This is a genomic window from Microcoleus sp. Pol11C2, from assembly GCF_036701505.1.
Classification (GTDB): Bacteria; Cyanobacteriota; Cyanobacteriia; order Cyanobacteriales; family Microcoleaceae; genus Microcoleus.
In genome coordinates, this window is the sequence record NZ_JAUBQX010000028.1 from 15,385 (window position 1) to 37,134 (window position 21,750).

General features: G+C 44.4%; 15 protein-coding genes, 1 tRNA gene and 2 pseudogenes. 13 read left to right on the forward strand and 5 right to left on the reverse strand.

The features are described from left to right. The first annotated feature begins 313 nt into the window (after positions 1-313). The 7 genes and pseudogenes from QUA42_RS16900 (at position 314) to QUA42_RS27835 (ending at position 10,430) form a co-directional block, all read left to right on the forward strand. Positions 314-6,358, forward strand: coding sequence for an AAA family ATPase (locus QUA42_RS16900; protein WP_333138414.1), 6,045 nt, complete (start codon positions 314-316; stop codon positions 6,356-6,358). A 9-nt stretch (positions 6,359-6,367) separates the two neighbouring features. Next, positions 6,368-7,867, forward strand: coding sequence for a response regulator (locus QUA42_RS16905; RefSeq protein ID WP_333138416.1), 1,500 nt, complete (start codon positions 6,368-6,370; stop codon positions 7,865-7,867). Positions 7,868-8,448: 581 nt separating this feature from the next. After that, positions 8,449-8,682 (forward strand): hypothetical protein, encoded by a 234-nt coding sequence (locus QUA42_RS16910; protein WP_333138418.1) that lies wholly within the window; start codon positions 8,449-8,451, stop codon positions 8,680-8,682. Positions 8,683-9,107: 425 nt separating this feature from the next. Continuing rightward, positions 9,108-9,404 (forward strand): IS1/IS1595 family N-terminal zinc-binding domain-containing protein, encoded by a 297-nt coding sequence (locus QUA42_RS16915; protein ID WP_333138420.1) that lies wholly within the window; start codon positions 9,108-9,110, stop codon positions 9,402-9,404. Between the two features lie 17 nt (positions 9,405-9,421). Beyond that, a pseudogene (locus QUA42_RS16920) lies at positions 9,422-9,817 on the forward strand (IS1 family transposase). Positions 9,818-9,839: 22 nt separating this feature from the next. Next, positions 9,840-10,244 carry a group II intron maturase-specific domain-containing protein gene (locus QUA42_RS27830; RefSeq protein ID WP_445301329.1) on the forward strand — a complete coding sequence of 135 codons (405 nt, stop codon included), beginning with the start codon at positions 9,840-9,842 and terminating at the stop codon, positions 10,242-10,244. Then, the gene (locus tag QUA42_RS27835; protein WP_445301328.1) at positions 10,245-10,430 is read left to right on the forward strand and encodes an HNH endonuclease; all 186 of its coding nucleotides are present in this window, start codon (positions 10,245-10,247) and stop codon (positions 10,428-10,430) included. A 285-nt stretch (positions 10,431-10,715) separates the two neighbouring features. Here the strand turns inward: QUA42_RS27835 and QUA42_RS16930 are convergent. From QUA42_RS16930 to QUA42_RS16945, 4 genes are all read right to left on the reverse strand, one after another. After that, positions 10,716-10,789, reverse strand: a tRNA-Pro gene (locus tag QUA42_RS16930). Positions 10,790-10,826: 37 nt separating this feature from the next. Continuing rightward, positions 10,827-11,195 (reverse strand): DUF1818 family protein, encoded by a 369-nt coding sequence (locus QUA42_RS16935; protein ID WP_333138501.1) that lies wholly within the window; start codon positions 11,193-11,195, stop codon positions 10,827-10,829. A 372-nt stretch (positions 11,196-11,567) separates the two neighbouring features. After that, positions 11,568-12,215 (reverse strand): hypothetical protein, encoded by a 648-nt coding sequence (locus QUA42_RS16940; RefSeq protein ID WP_333138421.1) that lies wholly within the window; start codon positions 12,213-12,215, stop codon positions 11,568-11,570. A gap of 254 nt (positions 12,216-12,469) precedes the next feature. Further along, on the reverse strand, positions 12,470-12,700 hold the full coding sequence (locus QUA42_RS16945) for a DNA-directed RNA polymerase subunit omega (RefSeq protein ID WP_015175138.1): 231 nt from the start codon (positions 12,698-12,700) through the stop codon (positions 12,470-12,472). An 80-nt stretch (positions 12,701-12,780) separates the two neighbouring features. Here QUA42_RS16945 and QUA42_RS16950 point away from each other — a divergent pair, with 80 nt between their 5' ends. Both QUA42_RS16950 and tnpC read left to right on the forward strand, forming a co-directional pair. Next, complete coding sequence (locus tag QUA42_RS16950; protein ID WP_333138423.1) at positions 12,781-13,473, forward strand: GDSL-type esterase/lipase family protein; 693 nt, start codon at positions 12,781-12,783, stop codon at positions 13,471-13,473. Between the two features lie 56 nt (positions 13,474-13,529). After that, positions 13,530-14,980: pseudogene (gene tnpC, locus QUA42_RS16955) on the forward strand (IS66 family transposase). 1,238 nt (positions 14,981-16,218) lie between these two features. Here tnpC and QUA42_RS16960 read toward each other — a convergent pair. After that, complete coding sequence (locus QUA42_RS16960) at positions 16,219-17,298, reverse strand: PIN/TRAM domain-containing protein (RefSeq protein WP_333138425.1); 1,080 nt, start codon at positions 17,296-17,298, stop codon at positions 16,219-16,221. 375 nt (positions 17,299-17,673) lie between these two features. On the opposite strand from QUA42_RS16960, the gene hemW reads away from it, so the two are divergent. From hemW to QUA42_RS16980, 4 genes are all read left to right on the forward strand, one after another. Next, the gene (gene hemW, locus QUA42_RS16965) at positions 17,674-19,041 is read left to right on the forward strand and encodes a radical SAM family heme chaperone HemW (RefSeq protein WP_333138427.1); all 1,368 of its coding nucleotides are present in this window, start codon (positions 17,674-17,676) and stop codon (positions 19,039-19,041) included. 226 nt (positions 19,042-19,267) lie between these two features. Then, a complete protein-coding gene (locus tag QUA42_RS16970; protein WP_333138430.1) occupies positions 19,268-19,486 on the forward strand; it encodes a hypothetical protein in 219 nt (72 codons plus the stop codon). Between the two features lie 155 nt (positions 19,487-19,641). Next, positions 19,642-19,914, forward strand: a complete 273-nt coding sequence (locus QUA42_RS16975; RefSeq protein WP_333070296.1) for a DUF1830 domain-containing protein — start codon at positions 19,642-19,644, stop codon at positions 19,912-19,914. A 263-nt stretch (positions 19,915-20,177) separates the two neighbouring features. Then, positions 20,178-21,743, forward strand: a complete 1,566-nt coding sequence (locus tag QUA42_RS16980) for an FAD-dependent oxidoreductase (protein WP_333138432.1) — start codon at positions 20,178-20,180, stop codon at positions 21,741-21,743. The last annotated feature ends 7 nt before the right edge of the window (positions 21,744-21,750 follow it).

A 21,750-nucleotide genomic window follows, 5' to 3' on the forward strand; every position in this document is an offset into this window, starting at 1 on the left:
AAAAAATGGTTTACAAGCTGCTGACACTGTACTTCATAAATCTGGAATACGCCGTAATTATCAGCAACGGGAAAACACTCGCTCGACACCCCAACTGAAAGTGCAGCCGACTAATCCCCCAACAAACACCCAAAACGCGCATTGAGGCACTACAGTTAACAACACTATCTCATGAGGTCAGGATAGCCAGAAGCGAAACATGAGCTCACTTTTGTTGAGTAAACTACTATGTTACAATCAGCTCTAACAATAATTAAGTTTTAAAACCGGCCTTAACCTCACGCTCAATTTCCTTGCGCTCCGTAGAATAACAATGACTCTCAACTTAGCTGGCTATCAATTCGTTGAAACCCTCCACAGCGGGATAAGAACTTCAGTCGATCGCGCTCGGAAGGATTCGGACTTTTCCAGCGTGATCGTCAAAAGGCTAAAGGCTGAGTATCCCACTCTTTCTGACATCACCCGCTTGCGACACGAATATCAAATCCTGCACAGCTTGAACGTAGAATCGATTATCAAAGCCATTAGTTTAGAAAGCTATAAAAACGGTTTAGCACTGATATTAGAAGATTCAGGCTCCGAGTCTCTCAACGATTGGATGAAGGGTAAAAAACTCACAATTCTTCAATTTCTTTCTTTGGGTCTCCAGCTTGTCTCTGCCTTAGCAGAACTCCACAAACATAACATTATTCATAAAGATGTAAAACCACAAAATATTATCATCACCCCAGCCACTGAAAAAGTTAAACTTATTGATTTCAGCATCGCTTCGCGCCTGGAGCGAGAAAATTCGACGCTCAGCCATCCAGATTTGCTCGAAGGCACACTCGCCTATATGTCGCCAGAACAAACTGGCCGGATGAATCGGTCAATTGACTACCGCACTGATTTTTATTCACTAGGCGTTACCCTGTATGAAATGCTCACAGGCGAGTTGCCCTTTAATTCCACAGACCCGCTGGAATTGGTACACAGCCATATTGCCAAAACTCCCATTCCCCCTCAGCAGCTAAATCCTGAAATCCCACCACAAATTTCAGCTATCGCGATGAAGTTATTAGCTAAAAATGCTGAAGACCGCTACCAAAGCACTGAAGGACTAAAATTTGACTTAGAAACTTGCTTGCTCAAACTACAGGCTAGCGGATATATTTCCAACTTTGTTGTTGGAAGTGCGGATAAAGCAGGGCAATTAAATATACCGCAAAAGCTCTACGGTCGGGACCAAGAAATTGAAAAAATTCTAGAAACTTTCGATCGCGTTGCCAGTGGCACCAGCGAATTAATGCTGGTTTCCGGTTATTCCGGGATAGGCAAAACAGTTTTGGTCAATGAAGTTCACAAACCCATTGTGCGGCAACGAGGCTATTTTATTGCAGGTAAATTTGACCAGTTCAAGCGCAATATTCCTTATGCTTCCCTGATTCAAGCATTCCAATCCTTAACTCAGCAACTTCTAACCGAAGGTGAAGTAGAAATCCAAACTTGGAAAGAAAAACTCTTATCCGCTTTAGGCGATAACGGACAAGTCATCATTGATGTTATCCCTGAAGTCGAATTAATTATTGGCAAACAGCCACCCGTACCTGAGCTAGGGGCAACTGAAGCTCAAAACCGTTTCAGTCGTGTCTTTAAACAATTCATTGGCGTATTTACGACTATTGACCATCCCTTAGTTATCTTCCTCGATGACTTGCAGTGGGCGGATTCGGCATCGTTGAAATTAATAGAATTGCTAATAACGGATTCTGATAGCAAGTATTTATTGCTGATTGGGGCATATCGAGATAACGAAGTTTCTCCAACTCATCCGACGATTCAAACAATTGACAAGATTCGCCAAACTGGTGCGACGGTGAATAATATTGTCCTTCAACCATTACACCTGGTTCATGTCGAAGAATTAATTGCGGATACTTTAAATGAATCTGGGGGTTCGGAATCCCTGTCTGTAAAGACGCGAAATTTCGCGTCTCTACTTTTTAATAAAACGCAGGGCAATCCTTTCTTCTTAAGTCAACTCCTCAAAACTCTCTATCAAGAAGATTTGTTGACTTATGATTTATATTCTGGCGTCTGGCAATGGAACATCGAGCAAATTCAAGCGATTGGCATCACCGATTACAATGTTGTCGAACTGATTGCTAGAAACATACGCAAATTGCCCGAAGATACACAAAAAGTATTAAAATTTGCTGCTTGTATTGGCAACACTTTTAACTTAGAAGTTTTGGGGATTGTCAATCAGGAATCATCTTTAGTGACGGCAGCGCAATTGTGGGCAGCACTTCAAGCTGGGTTGATTTTACCTTTGAGCAATGAATACAAAATTCCCCTCGTATTTAGTCAGGAAGAATCGGGTGGTTTTACCTTAACTGATGTGAAGGTTGACTACAAGTTTTTACATGACCGAGTGCAGCAAGCTGCCTATTCTTTGATTCCAGATGAGAATAAAAAAGAGGCTCACTTAAAAATCGGTCAACTGCTGCTGCAAAGTACCACGCCAGAAGACCGAAAAGAAAATATTTTCGCTTTAGTTAACCAACTCAATTATGGTACTGACTTACTTACCACTGAGTCCCAAAAATATGAACTAGCCCAATTGAATCTGATTGCAGGTCAGAAAGCCAAAGCTGCTACAGCCCACGATTCCGCCGTCAAATATTTGCAAGTGGGTTTATCTCTGCTAGCGGTAGATAGTTGGGACAATCGGTATGAACTCGCATTAAGGCTGCATGAGGAAGCAGCAGAGTCAGCATATTTGAGTGGTGATTTTGACCGAATGCAGAGATTCGTTGAGATAGTACAAAACTGCGCCAAAACGCTATTGGACATAGTAAAAGTGTACGAAGTCCAGATTCAAGCTTATATGGCGCAGAACAAGCTGCTCGAAGCATTGAATACGGGGTTGCAAGTCTTAAAGCAGTTGGAGGTAGAGTTTCCCGACTCGCCAAACCCATCTGATATTGGGCAGGCGCTGGGGGAAACTGCGGCAATTTTGAGCGGAACTCGAATTGAGGACTTAATCGATCTCCCTGAAATGACCGATCGTTATCAATTAGCAGCGATCAGGATTTTGTCAAGTATATTTTCTGCTTGCTATTCTGGAATGCCCGTACTGGTGCCTTTAACAGTGTGCAAACAGGTCGATTTATCCGTTCAATATGGCAATGCTTCTGTGTCTCCCTTTGCGTATGCGGTATACAGTCTTCTTCTTTGCGGGGCGGTAGGAGATATTGAGCAGGGTTATGAGTTCGGTCAATTAGCTTTACGTCTAGTGTCAAAGTTAAATGCCAAAGAAATCGAAGTCAAGACTTGCCATTTAGTGTATGCTGCCGTTCAACATTGGAAAGAACACGTCCGAAATACCTTAGAACCTTTCCTGGCAGCTTTCTCTACTGGGCTGGAAACTGGAGATTTAGAATATGCTGGCTATGCCGTCATGGTGTGGAGTCATTACTCGTTTTTTGTTGGCAAGCAACTAATGCAGCTTGAACGAGAGATAGCAACTTATACAGATGCCCTTCATAAAATTAGCCAAGAAACAGCACTAAATAATACAAAAATCTGTTGGCAAGCCGTCTTAAACATGATGGAAAAAAGCGAAAATATAGGCTATTTAAAGGGGGAAGTCTACGACGAAGATAAAATGCTGCTGCTATATCAGCAAACCAACAACCAACTGGCAATTCATTACTTATACTTGCACAAACTTGCGCTTTGTTATGTGTTTGAAAATTACGCGGAAGCTTTAAAAAATATCCCTCAAGTAGAAAGTTCTTTCGGATCATCTACAGGGCAGCTAACTGTTGTTATCTTCTATTTCTACGATTCTCTAGTACGGCTAGCTGTGTATTCTGAAACTTCGCAGTCCGACCAACAGGACATTCTTAACCGAGTACAAGCTAATCAAGAAAAATTGCAAAAATGGGCGCATTATGCTCCAATGAATCATCTACATAAATTCTATTTAGTAGAGGCTGAAAAAAATCGTGTTTTAGGCGAAACAGTAGAAGCGATCGAGATGTACGACAAAGCGATCGCTCTTGCTAAAGAAAACGAGTATATCAACGAAGAAGGACTAGCTCACGAACTCGCTGCTAAATTTTATTTTTACTGGGGTAAAGAAAAGATTGCCCGCACCTACATGACCGATGCTTATTATGCCTATATGCGCTGGGGGGCTGTAGCTAAAGTCAAACATCTAGAAGAAAAATACCCCCAATTAATAGCGCGATCGCCTGTTGTCACCGAAACCCCTTTCGACCATACGAGGACAATTGATCCTTTGACCATTACAGGCGCTCAAACAGAGTTGCTAGACTTGGCAACTGTAATGAAAGCATCTCTTGCCATTTCTAGTGAAATTGTTCTACCTAACTTGCTCACCAAGTTAATGAAAATTTTGATAGAAAACGCAGGCGCTGAAACTGGAGCGCTTATTCTCTCAAAAGATGGTCAACTTGTTATAGAAGCGGCGGGGACTAAAGATCGAGTCCGAGTGCTGGAATCTTTACCAGTATCAACTTCTGGGCTAGTGCCTATCTCGGTACTTAATTACGTCACCAGAACTCAGAAAGATGTGGTTTTACATGATTCCAGTCGCGAGGAAATCTTTAACGCCGACCCCTACATTACCCAACACAAACCAAAATCAATTTTGTGTGCGCCTATCCTATATCAAGGTAAGTTAAGTGCCATTTTGTACCTAGAAAACAACGTGCTTGCTGGCGCTTTTACACAGAAGCGGGTAGAAGTGTTGCGGATGCTATCGGGACAAGCTGCAATCGCCTTAGAAAATGCCAACCTCTATCACACTTTAGAAGTCAAAGTAGATGAACGAACCGAGGAATTAAAAGCAAAAAATACGAGCCTAGAAGTGGAAATTAAAGAGCGACAGCGAGCCGAGCAAGCGGCCGAAGCCGCAAACCGCGCCAAAAGCCAATTTCTCGCCAACATGAGCCACGAACTTCGCACACCGCTCAACGGCATTTTAGGTTATACCCAAATCCTCAAACGAGACACAGGTTTAACCAGTCAGCAAAATTCTGGTATTAACATCATTCATCAGTGTGGCGAACACCTCCTAACTCTGATCAATGACGTTCTAGACCTCTCCAAAATCGAAGCCGGAAAAATGGAACTCTATCTCACCGAGTTTCACTTGTCAGACTTTCTCCAAGGCATTACTGAAATCTGCCAGATTCGCGCCCAACAGAAGGGAATCTCTTTGATTTACGAACCGCTAACTCCACTTCCCACTTGCGTCCAAGCCGATGAAAAAAGGTTGCGGCAAATTCTCATCAACTTACTCGGCAATGCCATAAAATTCACCGAAAAAGGAGGCGTTACTTTCAAAGTAGACAGACTGGAGACTCAGCAATCTTTGTCATCACCGATCGCCAATTCCCCATCCCTAACAGCGAAATTTATTTTCCAAGTAGAAGATACAGGCATTGGCATCGCGCCGGATGAACTCTCAAAAATATTTTTGCCCTTCGAGCAAGCCAGCGGTTCAGTTCGCCAGATAGAGGGAACAGGATTAGGGCTGCCAATTAGTCGCCAATTAGTGGAAATGATGGGTGGCGAACTGAAAGTACAAAGCTCTTTAGGTAAAGGCAGTATTTTCTGGTTTGAGTTAGAGTTGCCTATTACCGAACGCTGGGAAGGGTGTCAAAAAGAACCTGAAAAAATTATCAGGGGTTTCTCAGGCGAGCGGCGGAAAATTTTAGTCGTTGACGATCGCTGGGAAAATCGTTCTGTCCTAGTTAATCTTTTAGGTCCTATTGGGTTTGAATTAATGGAGGCAACGGACGGTCAAGACTGCGTGAATAAAGCGCTGTTATTTCAACCTGACTGTATTATAATTGACTTAGTAATGCCAGTGATGGACGGCTTTGAAGCGGTGAGGCGGATCAGAAAAATTCCTCTATTGAAGGATGTAATCGCGATCGGAACTTCTGCTAGCATTTTATCCGGCGAGCCCCACAGCATTTTCCAGGCTGGTTGCAACGCTTTTCTCCTCAAACCAATTCGGGCAGAAAAGTTATTAGAATGCTTGGGCAACCATTTAGGTTTAGAATGGGTTTATGAAGAGCGAACAACTTTCAGTTCAGAAGGTATCTTCACCGATCCCCCTTCCCAAATCCAAGACCAACAACTGATTGCTCCCCCTTCGGAAGAAGTTGCAGTCCTGTTCGATTTAGCCATGAAAGGTGAACTCCTCAGTATTGAGCAGCGAGCCCGCAAGCTGAAGGCAATAGATATGCGTTATGCACCTTTTGCCAATCAGTTGCTTGAATTAACCAAAAACTTTGAAGAAGACAAATTAGTTGAATTTGTTCAACAGTTTAGATGAGGACTAAAAATGACTAGCGAATCTTTAGACAGAGGAACTATTTTAATTGTGGATGATACGCCCACTAATCTGGGTTCAGTATTGGATTTTTTGAGTACATCTGGCTTCACTGTTTGGGTAGCGCGCAGTGGGTCTAACGCTCTCAAAAAAGTGCAATATTGCCAGCCTGATTTAATTTTGTTGGATGTTCTGATGCCAGATATGGACGGATTTAAAACCTGTGAACATCTAAAAGCAAATGACTTAACTAAAGATATCCCAGTTATTTTTATGACCGCGCTGGACGATACAGAAAGCAAAGTCAAAGGCTTTAATGTGGGGGGAGTGGATTATATCACTAAGCCCCTTCAACAGGAAGAAGTTTTAGCTCGGGCTATCACGCACCTGAATCTGCGAAATCTAACTAAAAAGCTTCAGGCGCAAATTGCCGAACGCGAGCGAGCGCAAGCCGATCTACAAGTTTTGACACAAGAGCTAGAGAGGCGAGTAGAAGAGCGCACCGCTGAACTTTCCCAAACGAATGAACGCCTCAAGCAGGAGGCTGCTGAACGCAAGCTTGCACAAGCAGCTTTGCAAGCATCGGAAACGCGAGAGCGGCACAAAGCCCTAGAGCTCGAAAATTCCCTGCACGAACTCAAGCAGGTGCAAAGCCAGCTCATTCAGAGCGAAAAAATGTCCGGGCTAGGCCAGCTCGTAGCTGGCGTAGCCCATGAAATCAATAATCCAATTAATTTTATTTATGGAAATCTTTCCTATGCTCTGGAATATTCAAAAACTTTGGTCACTATCATTGACCTCTACGAAAAGCACTATCCTAATCCGGCTCCAGATATACAAGCAGAAATCGTGGCAAGCGAGCTAAATTATCTCAAAGACGACTTGCCTAAAATGTTCAAATCGATGTACTTAGGAGCCGATCGCATCCGCGAAATCGTTTTATCTTTGCGCCTCTTCGCACGGCAAGAAGGATATGAAATGAGAGCGGTCAACCTTCACGAAGGCATTGACAGCACGCTAATGATTTTACAGAGCCGACTAAAATTTAAGTCAGACCGCCCCTCGATTGAAGTGGTGCGGGACTATTGCCCAAACCTGCCTGAAGTGGACTGTTATGGGGGAGAAATGAATCAGGTATTTATGAATGTACTTGCAAATGCGATCGATGCTATTGACGAGTGGAACACGCAGAGAGCGCTAGAAGAAATTAAAGCGAATCCTAGCGTGATTCGGATTAGCACAGAAATAACCAGCAACAATTACGTAGCTGTCCGAATAGTGGACAATGGGCCAGGGATATCGGAAGAGGTTCGTCGCCACGTATTTAACCCGTTTTTTACGACAAAACCCCCCGGTAAGGGCACAGGTATTGGGCTATCGATTAGCTGGCAAATTGTAGTGGAAAAACACCGGGGAAGCTTGGGGTGTATTTCTGCACCAGGCGGGGGAACAGAGTTTATTATTGAGATTCCGATTCGGCAGGAGTCTCCTGTCTTGTCGCTGTCAGCTTGATGTTCTGCAAAAAGTTAGTGAATCTATGGGGTTGATTTTTTAGGACAATTTCAGGATAGCAAGTTAAAAAACCTAGGGGCTATCGCGCTTCGATGTTACTCTCTAACCCACCAGTGATTTCTCACCTACAGAATGAAGTATTCGGGTGCGATAGCCCTCAAAAAAATCCACCTGTAAATAATCTGGATTTTTAACAAATTGGAGTTTAGACTAAGCACGTCTTAAAGCGCGGTTAGATTTCAAACTCTTCGGCTGACAACCTCACAAAAAACTGTCTGCGATAGTTTCAACAGACCGTGTAAGGGTAGAAAATTGAGAATTCAGCAAAAAATCTCAAATCTACCTGCCATGAAGTTTGAACAATTACGGGAATTTCGTCAACTTGCTTATGAATGTCTCGGCAATGCCTGCATATGCCACCTTTGAACTAGCAGACGCGATAATGACGACGCGCCACGTCTCATGTTTACGAAATTTAGCCCTAAATCCTTTATTTCGGCGTGAGTGTAAGAGCGTCTACGAAGCGCTGCAAGATTGTAGACTCGCCCCTTGACCAATTGATGCAACTATACATCCAGCAGATGTCACAAGTAGAACGTCCAGTATTACCGATCGATCATACAGCATGGTTAAGACCCCATGCACCTACCCTCAAAGAACGTACCTATGAACATCAACCCACAGCCTTACCTCACGCCATACCTGTTGGTATCGGTCAAGGTATTAGTACGATCGCACTAATACCTTGGATGAGCGGGATTTGGGCCCTGCCCTTGAGATATGAACGTATTAGCAGTTGGGGTGCGATTCGTTGAAGAGTGAATCACGGTGAAACTCCGTACATAACTCATCCAGCCACAAGGCTGAACTCTCGGTCTGATAAGAGTGCAAGCCCCTTCTGCCAGACTCAGGTATGACTCCCTATCTGCCCACACCGACCAAGCTCGATTCTTGGAGAGTGAAGCTGGGAACAGGGCGCAATCAGACATCTAATGTGGGATGACACTGGGGAAGAGAGGGGAATTCCAATGGTGAAATTGAGCCTATAGTGCGATTCGTTGTGAGTGAATCACGGTAAACAGTCCGTAAATAACCTCACCAACCCAACTTAATAATAAGAAAAGGTTGAACTCTCGGTCTGATATGGGTGAAAGCCCCATCTACTAGACTCAGGGGTAGTGCTGCATAGTAATGATAAAGCTGTAAGCTAGACAGGTAGGCAGTTATTCGGGTATGAGTTATGCAATGTCCCAAGTGCAATTGGGCGCAAATTGTCAAATATGGACGGACTCACTATGGCAAACAACGTTTTCGCTGTCAGGACTGTAAGCGTCAGTTTGTCGAAGCGCCTAGCCGTCAACCCATTAACCAAGCCACACGAGAACTGGTTGAGAAACTCCTGAAAGAACGACTGGCACTTGTGGCGATATCTCGGGTCACGGGGGTATCACAACGGTGGTTGCAAATGTATGTGAATCAAAAATATTATGCCCTGCAGCATCCGGTGACCGTAACTCCAAAAAAGTCGGTAAGTTGACGTTGCAATGTGACGAAATGTGGTCTTTTGTCGCTAACAAAACAAACAAACAGTGGATTTGGTTGGCCCTAGATGCGACAACCCAGGAGATTGTGGGCGTGTTCATCGGCGACCGGAGTCGGGCGAGTGCGAAAGCGCGGCTTGGCAGTCGTTGCCACCTGTTTACCGCCAATGTGCCGTTTGTTATACCGACTTTTGGCAAGCCTATGAGCAGGTGATACCCAGCAAACGGCCGTAAGGCCGTCGGCTCATAAACAGGTCACACCAGCTATATTGAACGCTTCAACAATACAGTGCGGCAACGCGTCGGGCGTTTAGTCCGTCAAACGTTATCGTTTTCCAAAAAGTTAAGCAATCATATTGGCGCTGTCTGGGATTTTGTTCATCACTACAATGACTCATTAAAACTTTGATCATTACTATGCATGACTACCCATCAGAGGGTGGGCTAACTATTACAGCACAGGGATTAGTAAAGAGACATTCTCAGAACTAACCATGAAGATGTACCTAAAGCTAAAAAGCTGGGCACAAAGACGCCACCCCGATAAAACGGGACAGTGGATAGCCAAAAAACACTGGCAAACCATAGGCGGAGATAACTGGGTATTTGCAACCAAGCAGGCAGGAAAAAGCCCACTGCGGTTACTAAAACATGATGAGACTCCAATTATCCGCTATGTGAAAGTCAAAGGCAACGCCAGTCCTTATGATGGCAACCTGGTTTACTGGAGTTCAAGAATGGGTAAAAACCCTGAAGTTCCTAAGAATGTGGCAACACTACTGAAGCAACAGAAAGGCAAATGCGCCCACTGCGGACTATATTTCACAGAAGAATAGGTGCTAGAAGTTGACCATATCATCCCTAAATCGAAAGGTGGTAAGGATGAGTACAAAAATCTACAACTACTTCACCGACATTGCCACGATGAAAAGACAGCCAACGATGGAAGTCTTGGCAACAAATCTGGCTGTAATAGCGCCAAGCCTAAGCCCGTCAAATCGGGTAAGAGAGGTACTCATTAAAAGAGCCTTATTACTGAGCAGCCGTGTGATGGGAAACTATCAAGCACGGTTTTGGAGACGAGCGGTTCTCGTGAGGGAATCGCTTAGTTTAACCCTTGCCATGACCACGCCAACCGTAGCCGATCCTTGAAAACTTCAATGTTTACGGAGCCTTTTGGCATATCGCAGATTTATCGCACTTTATGTTTGAGTATGTCAGATCTTGTCACCCCTTACTGAGAATGACAATATGCTGCGAAATCTACCAAAAATAATGGAATCCTTAGTGTATAAGGATTCCATCTATCGGAGCGGCGGGATTTGAACCCACGACCCCTACTACCCCAAAGTAGTGCGCTACCAAGCTGCGCTACGCCCCGACAGCTTTAACAGCTTAGCATAGAATTCCCGAAAAAGTCAAAAAACTTTAAAAACTTTTGCAGCCTGCACCAAAGTCGGAACCACAGCCGCCGGCCAACAACCCTCGCACCTCCTGCCAGCATTCAAGATCAATTGCACGCTGTAAGCTTCGGGATAGCCTTCCACCTGCACCCACAGCAAGTCGCTTTCGGCTTCAATGGCTATTTTTTCCTCGTCCATTAACTCAGAGGCCATGTGACTCATTGTGCAGGCTAATTGCTCCAACAATCTGCAAAAATCGTTTAACTCAGCCTCTGTGAGTTCGATCGCCCAACCGTCGCCAGCCACCAAACCCTTAAACTCCTCCGCCTCCGGGTTCCATCCCAAACGCCACCCAACACCCGTTTTAATTACACGTTCCACCATCAAGCGATTTTAGATCTTAGATTTTGGATTTTAGATTAGTAGGACTTATCTCAATTCCGGTTGCATCGGAATAGTCAAATCCAGTCAACTGTCAACAATTCCCGATGGTGCAACCGGAATTGATAGAGTTCATCTGCGTTAATCTGTGTTTATCTGCCCTCATCTGCGGTCAAAAAAAGATAATTTCAGCAAGCGCAGATGACAAGGGATTGACGCGGATTCACGCGCTTGTCGAGAATAGAGATAGGAATAATTTCGATGCTCACAGATTTGATATTACCAATAAATACGAAAGAAACTGGGTTTTTTATCATTTTCAAAGGCCGGGATGCAATATTTTCGCAAAAACCCCGGTTTCTGCATTCCTGAGTATTAAGGTGCCAGCAACTTCGCATCTCCCGGCTGCGGCTGCGGTATCTCCGGGGAATTCGATCGCCCTTGTGGTTTTTCCCCCGTCGCAGGTGTGCGCCCACCCCCGGAATTCTCCGTAAAAACATCAACCAAAGCTTGAACCAAAGCATCTCGCTGTGCTCTATTTAACCTTTGAATAGCAGCCCGATCCTGTTCGATTGGATTTGAGCGCAAAACGTCCTTTCCCGGATAAACGCTTTCCACCAAATAATCAGGAGTGGCCCCCAAATAGTCAGCTAAACTCAACTTCCAATCAAAGCGGTAATTGGGCGGCCGTCCTTTGACAAATACGTGATATCGAATCAACCGCCCGACTAAAGTATTGGTAGGATCGACTTTTCCTGTTTCCTTAGAAATGTAGTTATTTTCGATCGGGAAATCCGGCAATTTTTCGTACACCAATTTCCACGCATCTTGCACCCTAACTTGCGGCGGCGCAGATTGTTGAGCCACCCGCTGCACTGAGGCAGACTCAGAACTCCGCAGCAGCGAAGGTTCCAAAGCGGACATACTCAGTTCCCCGGATTCTAAGACCCAACTCAAAAGCGTGAAAATCGCTACACTCAAAGTAACAAACAGAAAACTTAAGCCCTGCTTTAATCTATTCACGGTTTTGACAACAATTTGAAAAATAGAAGAGTTTCCTACACTTAGCCCTAGGAGATGTCCTAGTTTATACTTTTAGGATTTACGCTCATCCACCCGGTTTATTAGTAAAACAATCAGAGGTTTTTTAACGAGGCAGCTAGGAATAAACCGCGTTTCTCGTCCCGCGCGCCCAAGTCTAGTTTGAAAAAGTTGTGAGTTTTGAGTTGACAAAAATTGCTGGCAATTCACCACTCAAAACCCAAAACTCCTGAAGTCTAGATGTCTCCGATAATTTCCGGCTGAGTCAGTTCGTCCGACATCTCAAATATCGCCCGCATTACAGGTTTCATTTGATGGTCGTCCATATTGTCAAAATCTTCATAGCGACGGCGTTTTGCGCGGTTCGCCACCTGCACCGTAATCCGATAGCGGTTGGATGCACCGTTAATCAACTCTTCCGCCCGACGGGTTAGCTGAGTTGAATCGAAAGTTGGACGCTTAACCATGAGACTCCCTACTTTAGGTAATGTTACATTCTAGTTTAGTATGTCAAGATTCATAATTTATTAACTGAGTATCATTGCTTATGCAGGCAGCAACAGCCTATTTCTTTGGTAACTTGCATCGGGTAAATTCTCATCCCCTCAAATTGGTTGCTTTCGGCGACAGCTTAATCTACGGTTTCGGCGACGGTGTAGGCGGTGGCTGGGTGGAAAGATTGCGGCGCCAGTGGATGTTACCGGAGAGTGCAGGACACGTTTTATACAATTTGGGCGTTCGGGGCGATCGGGCTTATCAAGTCTCCCAGCGCCTGGAAAACGAGTTTCGCCACCGTGGCGAGCTCAGAAACCGTGTCCCGGATGCGATTATTCTTTCAGTAGGTCTCAACGATTCGGCGAGAGTACAGTCGCCTACCGGGCGCAGCTACACTGATTTTGAACATTTTAAAACTGTTTTGGATCATTTGTTAAACCTGTCCCAACAACTTTGTCCGGTGATATTTGTGGGGATGGTGCCGGTAGATGAAAGTAAAATGCCTTTTCAAGATTGTTTGTATTACAGTCATGCTGACCAATATCGGTATAAAGAAGCAACGAAATTAGCTTGTGAGTTGCGGGGAATTCCCTATTTAGATATTTTTGATAAATGGATAAATCGGGGCAGTGAGTGGTCGCGATCGCGTCTGATTGCAGACGGGCTTCATCCCAATGCAGCGGGGTATCAATCTTTATTTGAAGATGTGACAAGTTGGGAGCCACTCGCCAGCATTAGTCATTAGTCATTAGTCATTAGGTAAGGATTCATGTCAGGGGGCATTGACAAAAATGATTCTGGATGGAGATTATTAAAATTAGGAAAAAAGAGCAGCCTCTCAAACTAGACAGTGAAATATTGAACCAGTTGGCTCCCTCGCAACTGGTAGAGATAATTATGGAGCAGGCCAAGGCTATAGAGCAATTAAAATCGAGAGTAGTAGAACTATAAAAAAATACAGTAACTAAAATTCAGCAGAGATTTAGACAGTACAATATCATCAAAACCTCCATCGCTCGACCTCCTCAAAAAAGCAGAGAAGAAACCAGAAGATCAACCATCCAAGAGGCAAACACCAAAACGCAAACCAGGAGGGCAACCAGGACATCCGAGAAAAACCAGAAAAGGGTTTGACCGAGTAGATAGAGAGGAGATATTACGACCGCAAGTGTGTAGATGCTGTGGTCAACAGGAATTCATTGGCAAACCAATAAAAATAGAAACACAGCAAGTAGCACAGTTAGTGAAGCGGCCAATTGAAATTGTAGAATATCAAAAATATACCTGTATTTGCAGCCAGTGTGGGGAAACACTCTTCAACAGACTGGTCAGCCGAGATAGTACCAGGACAAGATATCGGAATCAGACTGCAAGCTTTTTTAGGATGGCTCAATCATTACGGGCATTTATCATACGAAAAACAACAAGAACTATTATGGGAATTAGGAAAAATAGAAATGGGGGTGGGAACATTAGTAGCCACAAATGAACGAATAGACGGTGCAGTAAATCCAAGTATTGACCTGCTTAAAGAGTGGCGCAACCAAACCCAGCCAAATATCCATGTTGATGAAACACCTTGGTTAGTCAAAGGAGTAAAAGAATGGTTATGGATTTTTGCCAATACCGACTTCGGTCTATTTCATGCGGCTGATACTCGTTCTCGCGCCGAGGTAGAAGCCATCCTGGGTTCGAGCTACTCAGGGGTACTGAGTTCTGATGATTATAGCGCTTATAATGGTTATCCGGTGAAAGCTCAACAGAAATGTCTGGCGCATTTACGCCGTCATTTCAAGAAGCTGATCAAACTTCCCGAATTAAATAACCAAGAGATTGGGGCCTTGTTTATCAGTCTGGTCGATGAAGCCTTTAAAAACTACGCTTTATTCCAACAAAACCAAAATAGTGATGAATTATTGAGTTGGACATCCGGGTTTAAACTAAAAGTTGAAACTTCTATTCATGGATGGAGCAAGCCGGAGGGGAAGCTGGTAAACTTTTACGCTATTTGCAAAATAAATGCGATCAGTGGTGGTATTTTTTAGACCACCCGGAGCTGCCACCCTATAATAATTTAGCCTAACGAACGTTACGTGAGAGCAGTAACAAAAAGAAAAGTTAGTGAAGGTTCCCGCTCGATGGAGCGGTTCCAAAATACTGCCAATTTATTGACAGTTATACAAACTTGTCGTCGTCAAAAACCTTCTGTAATTGAGTTTTTTGACCAGGCTATAAAAGCAGGCGTTGCTTAATCAGGGTATGAATCACCTTTTCGATTGAAGTTACAAAACTCACCCAACTTGGCTTCGAGCAATTGGGAAATCTTGAATTCATACCTGTATTCAGCAACGCCTAAAAGCAATGGTTAATTCGGCTGTGCAGACCCCATCTTTAATCCCTCAAGTTTAGACCTGAATCCTTACGAAAAAAGAAAAGTCTGGACTGTTGATGTATCCGAGTTACCACCTCTGCATAATCAAGAATTATGGACGGGATTAAAAACAGTTGTCATGATAGTTAGTGAACGACGGGTGTGGAATAAAACCACGACTGAAGCTCATTTTTACGCTTAGTAGTTTAAGCAGTAATGCTGAGACAATTGCTGGGGCGATCCGCAGTGATTGGGGCATGAAAAATAGCTTACATTGGACGCTAGACGTTACATTTTGTGAAGATGAAAGCAGAATTCGGAAACAGAACTCTCCCGAAAATTTTGCACTTCTACGTCGCGAGTGCTATAAACTTACTGAAACAAGAGAAAACTTCAAAAGTAAGTCTAAAAATGAAAGGGTATCCAGTAGCAATGGACAATAATTATTTAGTGAAAATTTTAAACTCTGCCAGTTAATACTCGAAATATAATAGCAATCTAAGAAGGAAAATTATCCGGCTTTAAGAAGTTCAGAAAATCTTAAGGTTGTGATTTAATCTGCTCAAGTCGGGTTAAAATTAAGAATTTTAAGAAAGTTTTTTAGTTATTTAATAATGCACAAATTCACGTTTTTGTCAAATTAATTTAGATGCGTTTACCGTGACCGCAGAAGGAACCTGTGCGTGGGAATTTTTTTTGTATTTAGTTGATACTTGTCGCAAAAAAGGAGTGAATTTTTACCACTATATTCGCGATCGAATTACACAAGCTTTTGAGCTACCTAAATTGGCATATATCATCAGAAATGCGACTGTTTGACCTGACCCACTCATAACTATTTAACATCTATTCTTCCCCTGCCTCTGAACAATTATAGCAGCGAGCGCGCCTGATGAGCTGCACCTGATTCTCTCAATTTAAGGATTGAAGAGCCTTTTTCTATACCTCACCTACCACCTGAAAGGGGATATTTTTTAAATGGCGATCACACCCAACATTTAAGACACAAAAAAACCACTGCCCCGACTGGTCATACCGGGCGCGGTAGAGAGTCGGGGCAGATTGGGAACAACGATCGCAATATTTGATTTTGATTGCCCTGGCCATTGTTACTCTGTTTCAAACAATAACGGACTCTTGAGGGCGGGCGAAAATCATGCGGCCGGCGCTTGTTTGCAGGGCGCTGGTGACTACGACTCGGGCTTCGCCGCCGACATAGCTGCTTCCTGCTTCCACGACAACCATTGTGCCGTCATCCAAGTAACCGATTCCCTGAGAGGGTTCTTTGCCTTCTTTGCGGATTTTTAGTTCGATCGTATCTCCCGGCAAATAAGTCGGGCGCACCGCATGAGTCAAATCGTTGATATTCAAAACCGGCAGTTTTTGGACGGTCGCTACTTTCGATAAGTTGTAATCGTTGGTGAGCAAAATACCGTCGATATCCAAAGCGAAGCGGACTAATTTCGCATCGACTGTGGCAATATCTTCGTAGTCCGCCGAGTGAATTTGAATCCGTTCTGGATATGTTTCTTTGATGCGGTTGAGTACATCTAAGCCGCGGCGTCCGCGCACTCGCTTTTGATCGTTGGCGGAATCAGCTACCAGTTGCAGTTCTTGGAGCACGAATTGCGGCACGATAATTTGACCTTCGAGGAAACCTGTTTCTAGCAAGTTTTCAATTCTGCCGTCAATAATGCAGCTAGTATCGACAACTTTGGCAGTTGCTGGTTTGAAAGTACCTTCGGTTAGCAACACCGTGTCAAAGCTTTTGGGGTTGATCAGTCGCAAGAAAGCGCGGCCGTGGGTGTCTGTCAAACTGACGCCTGTGAAGCCGAACATGACGCTACCCAAGACTGCGACTAAAGGTTTGATGAAGCCGAACTCGCGGGGTATTGGCAGCAGGAATAGCGGAGCCAGCATTAAGTTTGCTACTAGCAGTCCGATGATTAAGCCGATCGCCCGCGTCAGCAGCATCTCCACCGGCATATCGCGGACTTGTTTTTCCACCCGGCGGTAGGTTGTTTGAGCCACTAATCCCATCACGAAGCCGATTAATGCTCCAAAGGAACCTAGTACAGAACTTAAGCCTTGTATATTTGTAACTTGCTGCAGCAGATTGCTCGGCAGGAGTTCGACTCCGTAATAGCCGATGCCTCCGCCTGCGATTATGAATGAGATTATTATGATTGCGTCTAGCATTAGTTCTAGGTTAATGAATTTATTCCTATTATATCTTTCTAGTGCTGATACTTGTTTTCATGCTTGGGTCGGATATCGCCCTATTTACTCAGGGACTTTCATAAATTTATATTTCGCGGTTGTACCCTTTAGGGGATGTGCCAGGGAGCCGCTCGGAATTTACTACGCGCCGCCGCAAGCAGGCACGAGGTGCGAATAGACCGCGCTCCGGGCTGTTCGGGAATTGGGGTCGATCAAAACCGGTACGAGTTTAAATTAAAAGAGCCGATCGTTCGCAGCGCTTTTTTGGTAAGAAAATGTCATAATATACATAATTATTCATGATTGTTTAATTAAAAATTTAGATTTGAAGTTGCGCTTTCGGCTTGAAATGTAATGAACCCTACCACAGATTATTTAACATTTAAATTAAAAAAAAGTGTGCAAGCGGCAAATTCCGGGGTTCCTAGTTCGGCTTACCTGCACATACCTTTTTGTCGCCGCCGCTGTTACTACTGCGATTTTCCGGTTTTTGTGGTGGGCGATCGCAAAAATGGCGAGAATTCCGGCACCATAGTCCAATATCTTGCTGTACTGTGTCAAGAAATTCAAGAAACTAAAAATTTAGGCGCATCTCTGAAAACAGTTTTTTTTGGGGGCGGGACGCCTTCGCTGCTTTCTGTCAGTCAGTTGAGCAATATTTTAGAGACTCTCGACGGCAAATTTGGGATTGCTGCTGGGGCGGAAATTTCTATAGAAATAGACCCGGGTACGTTTACTTTAGAGCAGTTGCGGGGATATGCCGCGGCGGGAGTAAATCGAGTCAGTTTGGGAGTGCAAGCTTTTCAGGATGAATTGCTGCAAGCTTGCGGACGATCGCACTCAGTCGCTGATATTTTTGATGCTGTGGAAATAGTGCGATCGGCTGGTATTGTCAATTTCAGTTTAGACCTAATTTCGGGACTGCCTCACCAAACTTTAGAAAACTGGGAAGCTTCCCTAAAATCGGCAGTAGAAATTAGCCCAACTCATCTGTCTAGTTACGACTTAATTGTTGAGCAGGGAACTGCTTTCGGGCGCTACTTTGAAGCAGGCGCGCAGCCGCTACCAGCAGATGAAACCGCTGCTGGAATGTATCGTTTAGCGCGGGAAATTCTGACTGGTGCTGGCTACGAACATTACGAAATTTCTAATTACGCTCGCGATGGCTATCAGTGCCGCCACAACCGCGTTTATTGGGAAAATCGCCCTTATTACGGCTTGGGAATGGGGGCGGCGAGTTACGTGGAAGGCCGGAGGTTGACAAGGCCTCGCAAAACTCAAGAATATTATCAGTGGGTGCGATCGCTCTCTGGCCTCAATTCCCCAGCAACTCCTCGAATTGGGGGAGAAACCCAGCCAGATATTTACCCAGCAATTGAGCAAAATTTTCAAGTCTCAGAAAATGACGTTTTGTTAGAAACGCTGATGCTAGGTTTGCGTTTAGCAGAAGGAGTTAGCCTGTCGGCGCTGACTCAAAAGTTTACTCAGCAAACGGTTGATAAAATTTGGCGTTGTTTGCAGCCCTACTGGCGGCAAGGATGGGTGGAAATTATAACTGCGGATGGGGCGATTCCCTACGGGATAGATCCGCTTCACGCAACTTTAGGCGAGGGCGCGAAACTGCCACTTTCGGGCCATTTGAGGTTGAGCGATCCCGAAGGTTTTTTATTTTCTAATACAATTTTAGCCGATTTGTTCAGCAAGTTAGGCGAGGATAATTAGCTCTGTCTGAGGAAGTAGATCCCCAGCAAGCGCGATAGACATTAAAGCTGGGGCCGCCAATGCGCTCGGAAGGAAATTTAATTGCTCCCTAGCTTGATTATCTCAAAAATAATATATTTTCTATCGATCCCTAAACAAATCTTAAAGGCGAACTAAGCCTTGAGATAGAGGCAACGACTGCACTCCAGCCGTCATACTTAATAGTGAACATTTAAAAAGTAATTTAATGAACACTTTAACTATCGAGCGCAACCAAACCCAAAACCAGGCCTGCCTTGTGATTAGCGAGCGCGCTTGCAATCCGGCTTCCAAGTGTAATTTTTGCGGTCACTACCAACAGGCAAGAGGTTCAGTCGGTCACTGTCAATTGTTGAACGCACCTGTTAGAGGAGGATGGAAATCTTGCACTTTAGCAATGCCGGCTTTTGCACCTTCTTGGGAATAGGGGGAAGGCGCTGATGTTTCCCCGGTGAAATTTATTAATTAACCCAAACAATGTAAAAAAAATGTATAAAAAATTGTGTTTTAACTTGGAATATGCTATACTAAATTTACGAATGTCGCAGCTCGCTCGCACAATTGCACAAACAAGTTAAAAAAATGAATTTGACACTAAATCAGGTAATTTCCGAAGGTCATACGCGCATTTTGTGTTGGTATCTTAATAATACTAGCAAAGTGCAAATCGCTCGCATTACAAATATTCCTAATTGGTATTTTGAGCGGACAGTGTTTCCGGGGGAACGTTTTTTGTTTGAAGCACTGCCGGAAGCTCAGTTAGAAGTTTGCAGGAGTGCGGAGACGGGTGCGATTGTGTGCGAGCGAATTTTGTGCGATCGGCTGCGAGTTGAAGAATTAAGCACGGCTGATTAAAGATAATTCCTTAGACTTACCAACGAGGGCTAGAAACCCGGTTTTTTTTTCAGAAACCGGGTTTCTCTGTATGATTATAAAAACTTAGTTGGCTTACGCACTCGCGACCTCAAAAACCTCGTTTATTCGTATACTTCTGGTTCCTCGTCGCAAAAATCGTAGAAAGCGGGTTTATAACCCTCATGCCTCAGCCCTGAAACTGTCGCAAATGTTAATTTAAGCTAAATTATAAAAAATCCACCACTCTTCAATCCTAAAACCCGATGTCCCTCACCGAACAAATCCTCTCCCAACTGCCAGGAGACGCCCTCGGAGGCCTGAGAAAAGTCGATCGACTCTGGGAAAACCTCAAACAAAACACCGCACCAGCACCCCAAGCAGTCAAACACAGCCAACAACCGCTGGAAATCCTCGACTTCGACATAGTTATCGGCGGTGGAACCTTAGGAATATTAATCGGTACAGCCTTAGCCGTGCGGGGTTGGCGGGTAGCCCTGCTCGAACGCGGCACCCTGCGAGGACGCGAGCAAGAATGGAACATTTCTCGCAAAGAATTAGACGCATTCTTAGACCTAAATTTGCTCTCTGTTGAAGAGATAGAAAAGGCGATAGCCACCGAATATAACCCAGCCCGCATCAGCTTTGCCAACACCCCAGACATCTGGGTTTCGGGCGTACTCAACATCGGAGTAGACCCAGTTTACCTCCTCGAAACCCTCAAGCAGCGATTCCTCCAAGCTGGAGGAAAGCTATTTGAAAATACACCATTTAAAACAGCAACCATTCACCCGGATGGAGTCTTGGTAGAATCGCCAAATACCGATACACAACCTGCTACAAAAATATTTAAAACGCGATTATTTTTAGACGCAATGGGACATTTTTCCCCCATTGTCCGCCAAGCAAGACAAGGCAAAAAACCCGACGCCGTATGTTTAGTAGTCGGCAGTTGCGCTCAAGGATTTCCCAAAAACGACACCGGCGACATATTTGCATCCTTCACCCCAATGCAAAATCAGTGTCAATATTTTTGGGAAGCATTTCCAGCCAGAGACGGCCGCACCACCTACTTATTTACCTACATAGACGCCGACACAGAAAGATTCAGTTTAGAAACATTATTTGAAGAGTATTTGCGCTTACTTCCCCAATATCAAAACATCGAACTCGAACAGTTGAAATTCCAAAGAGCACTCTACGGATTCTTCCCCTGCTATCGCCAAAGTCCTCTAAAAACGCCTTGGAATCGCATACTCCCAGTTGGAGACAGCAGCGGTAGCCAATCTCCCCTCAGCTTTGGCGGTTTCGGCGCAATGGTGCGCCACCTCAAACGCTTGACTCTAGGAATTGAGGAAGCTTTGACAAGCGACAGTCTCGACAAAAATTCCCTGGCACTTTTGCAACCCTACCAGCCGAATCTATCAGTTACCTGGTTGTTTCAGCGTTCGATGAGTGCTGCGATGAATCAAAAAATAGACCCCAATCAAATCAATCAACTTTTGGCTGCCGTATTTCAGGTAATGGAAGAGTTGGGAGAACCGGTACTCAAACCGTTTCTTCAAGATATCGTGCTGTTTCCGGCTTTGTCCCAAACCCTGTTTAAAACAGCAATAAGCCATCCCGCATTAGTTATGAAAATTATCCCGCAGGTAGGAATAGCCAACTTGCTTGATTGGATGATTCATTATGTAAATTTAGGGGTTTATACGGGATTGCAGCCTTTGGGGAAAGCAGTAGAACCGCAGGTCAAAAAATTATCGCCGGAGCAGCAATACTATTTTCACCGATTAGTTGAAGCGTGGCAATATGGCGCTGGAGGCGATTATTAACTGATTA

Bases quoted from the DNA above. Each gene is read 5' to 3' on its own strand.
- QUA42_RS16900 (WP_333138414.1), top strand. From the start codon at position 314: ATGACTCTCAACTTAGCTGGCTATCAATTCGTTGAAACCCTCCACAGC.
- QUA42_RS16905 (WP_333138416.1), top strand. From the start codon at position 6,368: ATGACTAGCGAATCTTTAGACAGAGGAACTATTTTAATTGTGGATGAT.
- QUA42_RS16910 (WP_333138418.1), top strand. From the start codon at position 8,449: ATGTCACAAGTAGAACGTCCAGTATTACCGATCGATCATACAGCATGG.
- QUA42_RS16915 (WP_333138420.1), top strand. From the start codon at position 9,108: ATGCAATGTCCCAAGTGCAATTGGGCGCAAATTGTCAAATATGGACGG.
- QUA42_RS16935 (WP_333138501.1), bottom strand. From the start codon at position 11,195: ATGGTGGAACGTGTAATTAAAACGGGTGTTGGGTGGCGTTTGGGATGG.
- QUA42_RS16945 (WP_015175138.1), bottom strand. From the start codon at position 12,700: ATGGTTAAGCGTCCAACTTTCGATTCAACTCAGCTAACCCGTCGGGCG.
- QUA42_RS16950 (WP_333138423.1), top strand. From the start codon at position 12,781: ATGCAGGCAGCAACAGCCTATTTCTTTGGTAACTTGCATCGGGTAAAT.
- QUA42_RS16960 (WP_333138425.1), bottom strand. From the start codon at position 17,298: ATGCTAGACGCAATCATAATAATCTCATTCATAATCGCAGGCGGAGGC.
- hemW (WP_333138427.1), top strand. From the start codon at position 17,674: ATGAACCCTACCACAGATTATTTAACATTTAAATTAAAAAAAAGTGTG.
- QUA42_RS16970 (WP_333138430.1), top strand. From the start codon at position 19,268: ATGAACACTTTAACTATCGAGCGCAACCAAACCCAAAACCAGGCCTGC.
- QUA42_RS16975 (WP_333070296.1), top strand. From the start codon at position 19,642: ATGAATTTGACACTAAATCAGGTAATTTCCGAAGGTCATACGCGCATT.
- QUA42_RS16980 (WP_333138432.1), top strand. From the start codon at position 20,178: ATGTCCCTCACCGAACAAATCCTCTCCCAACTGCCAGGAGACGCCCTC.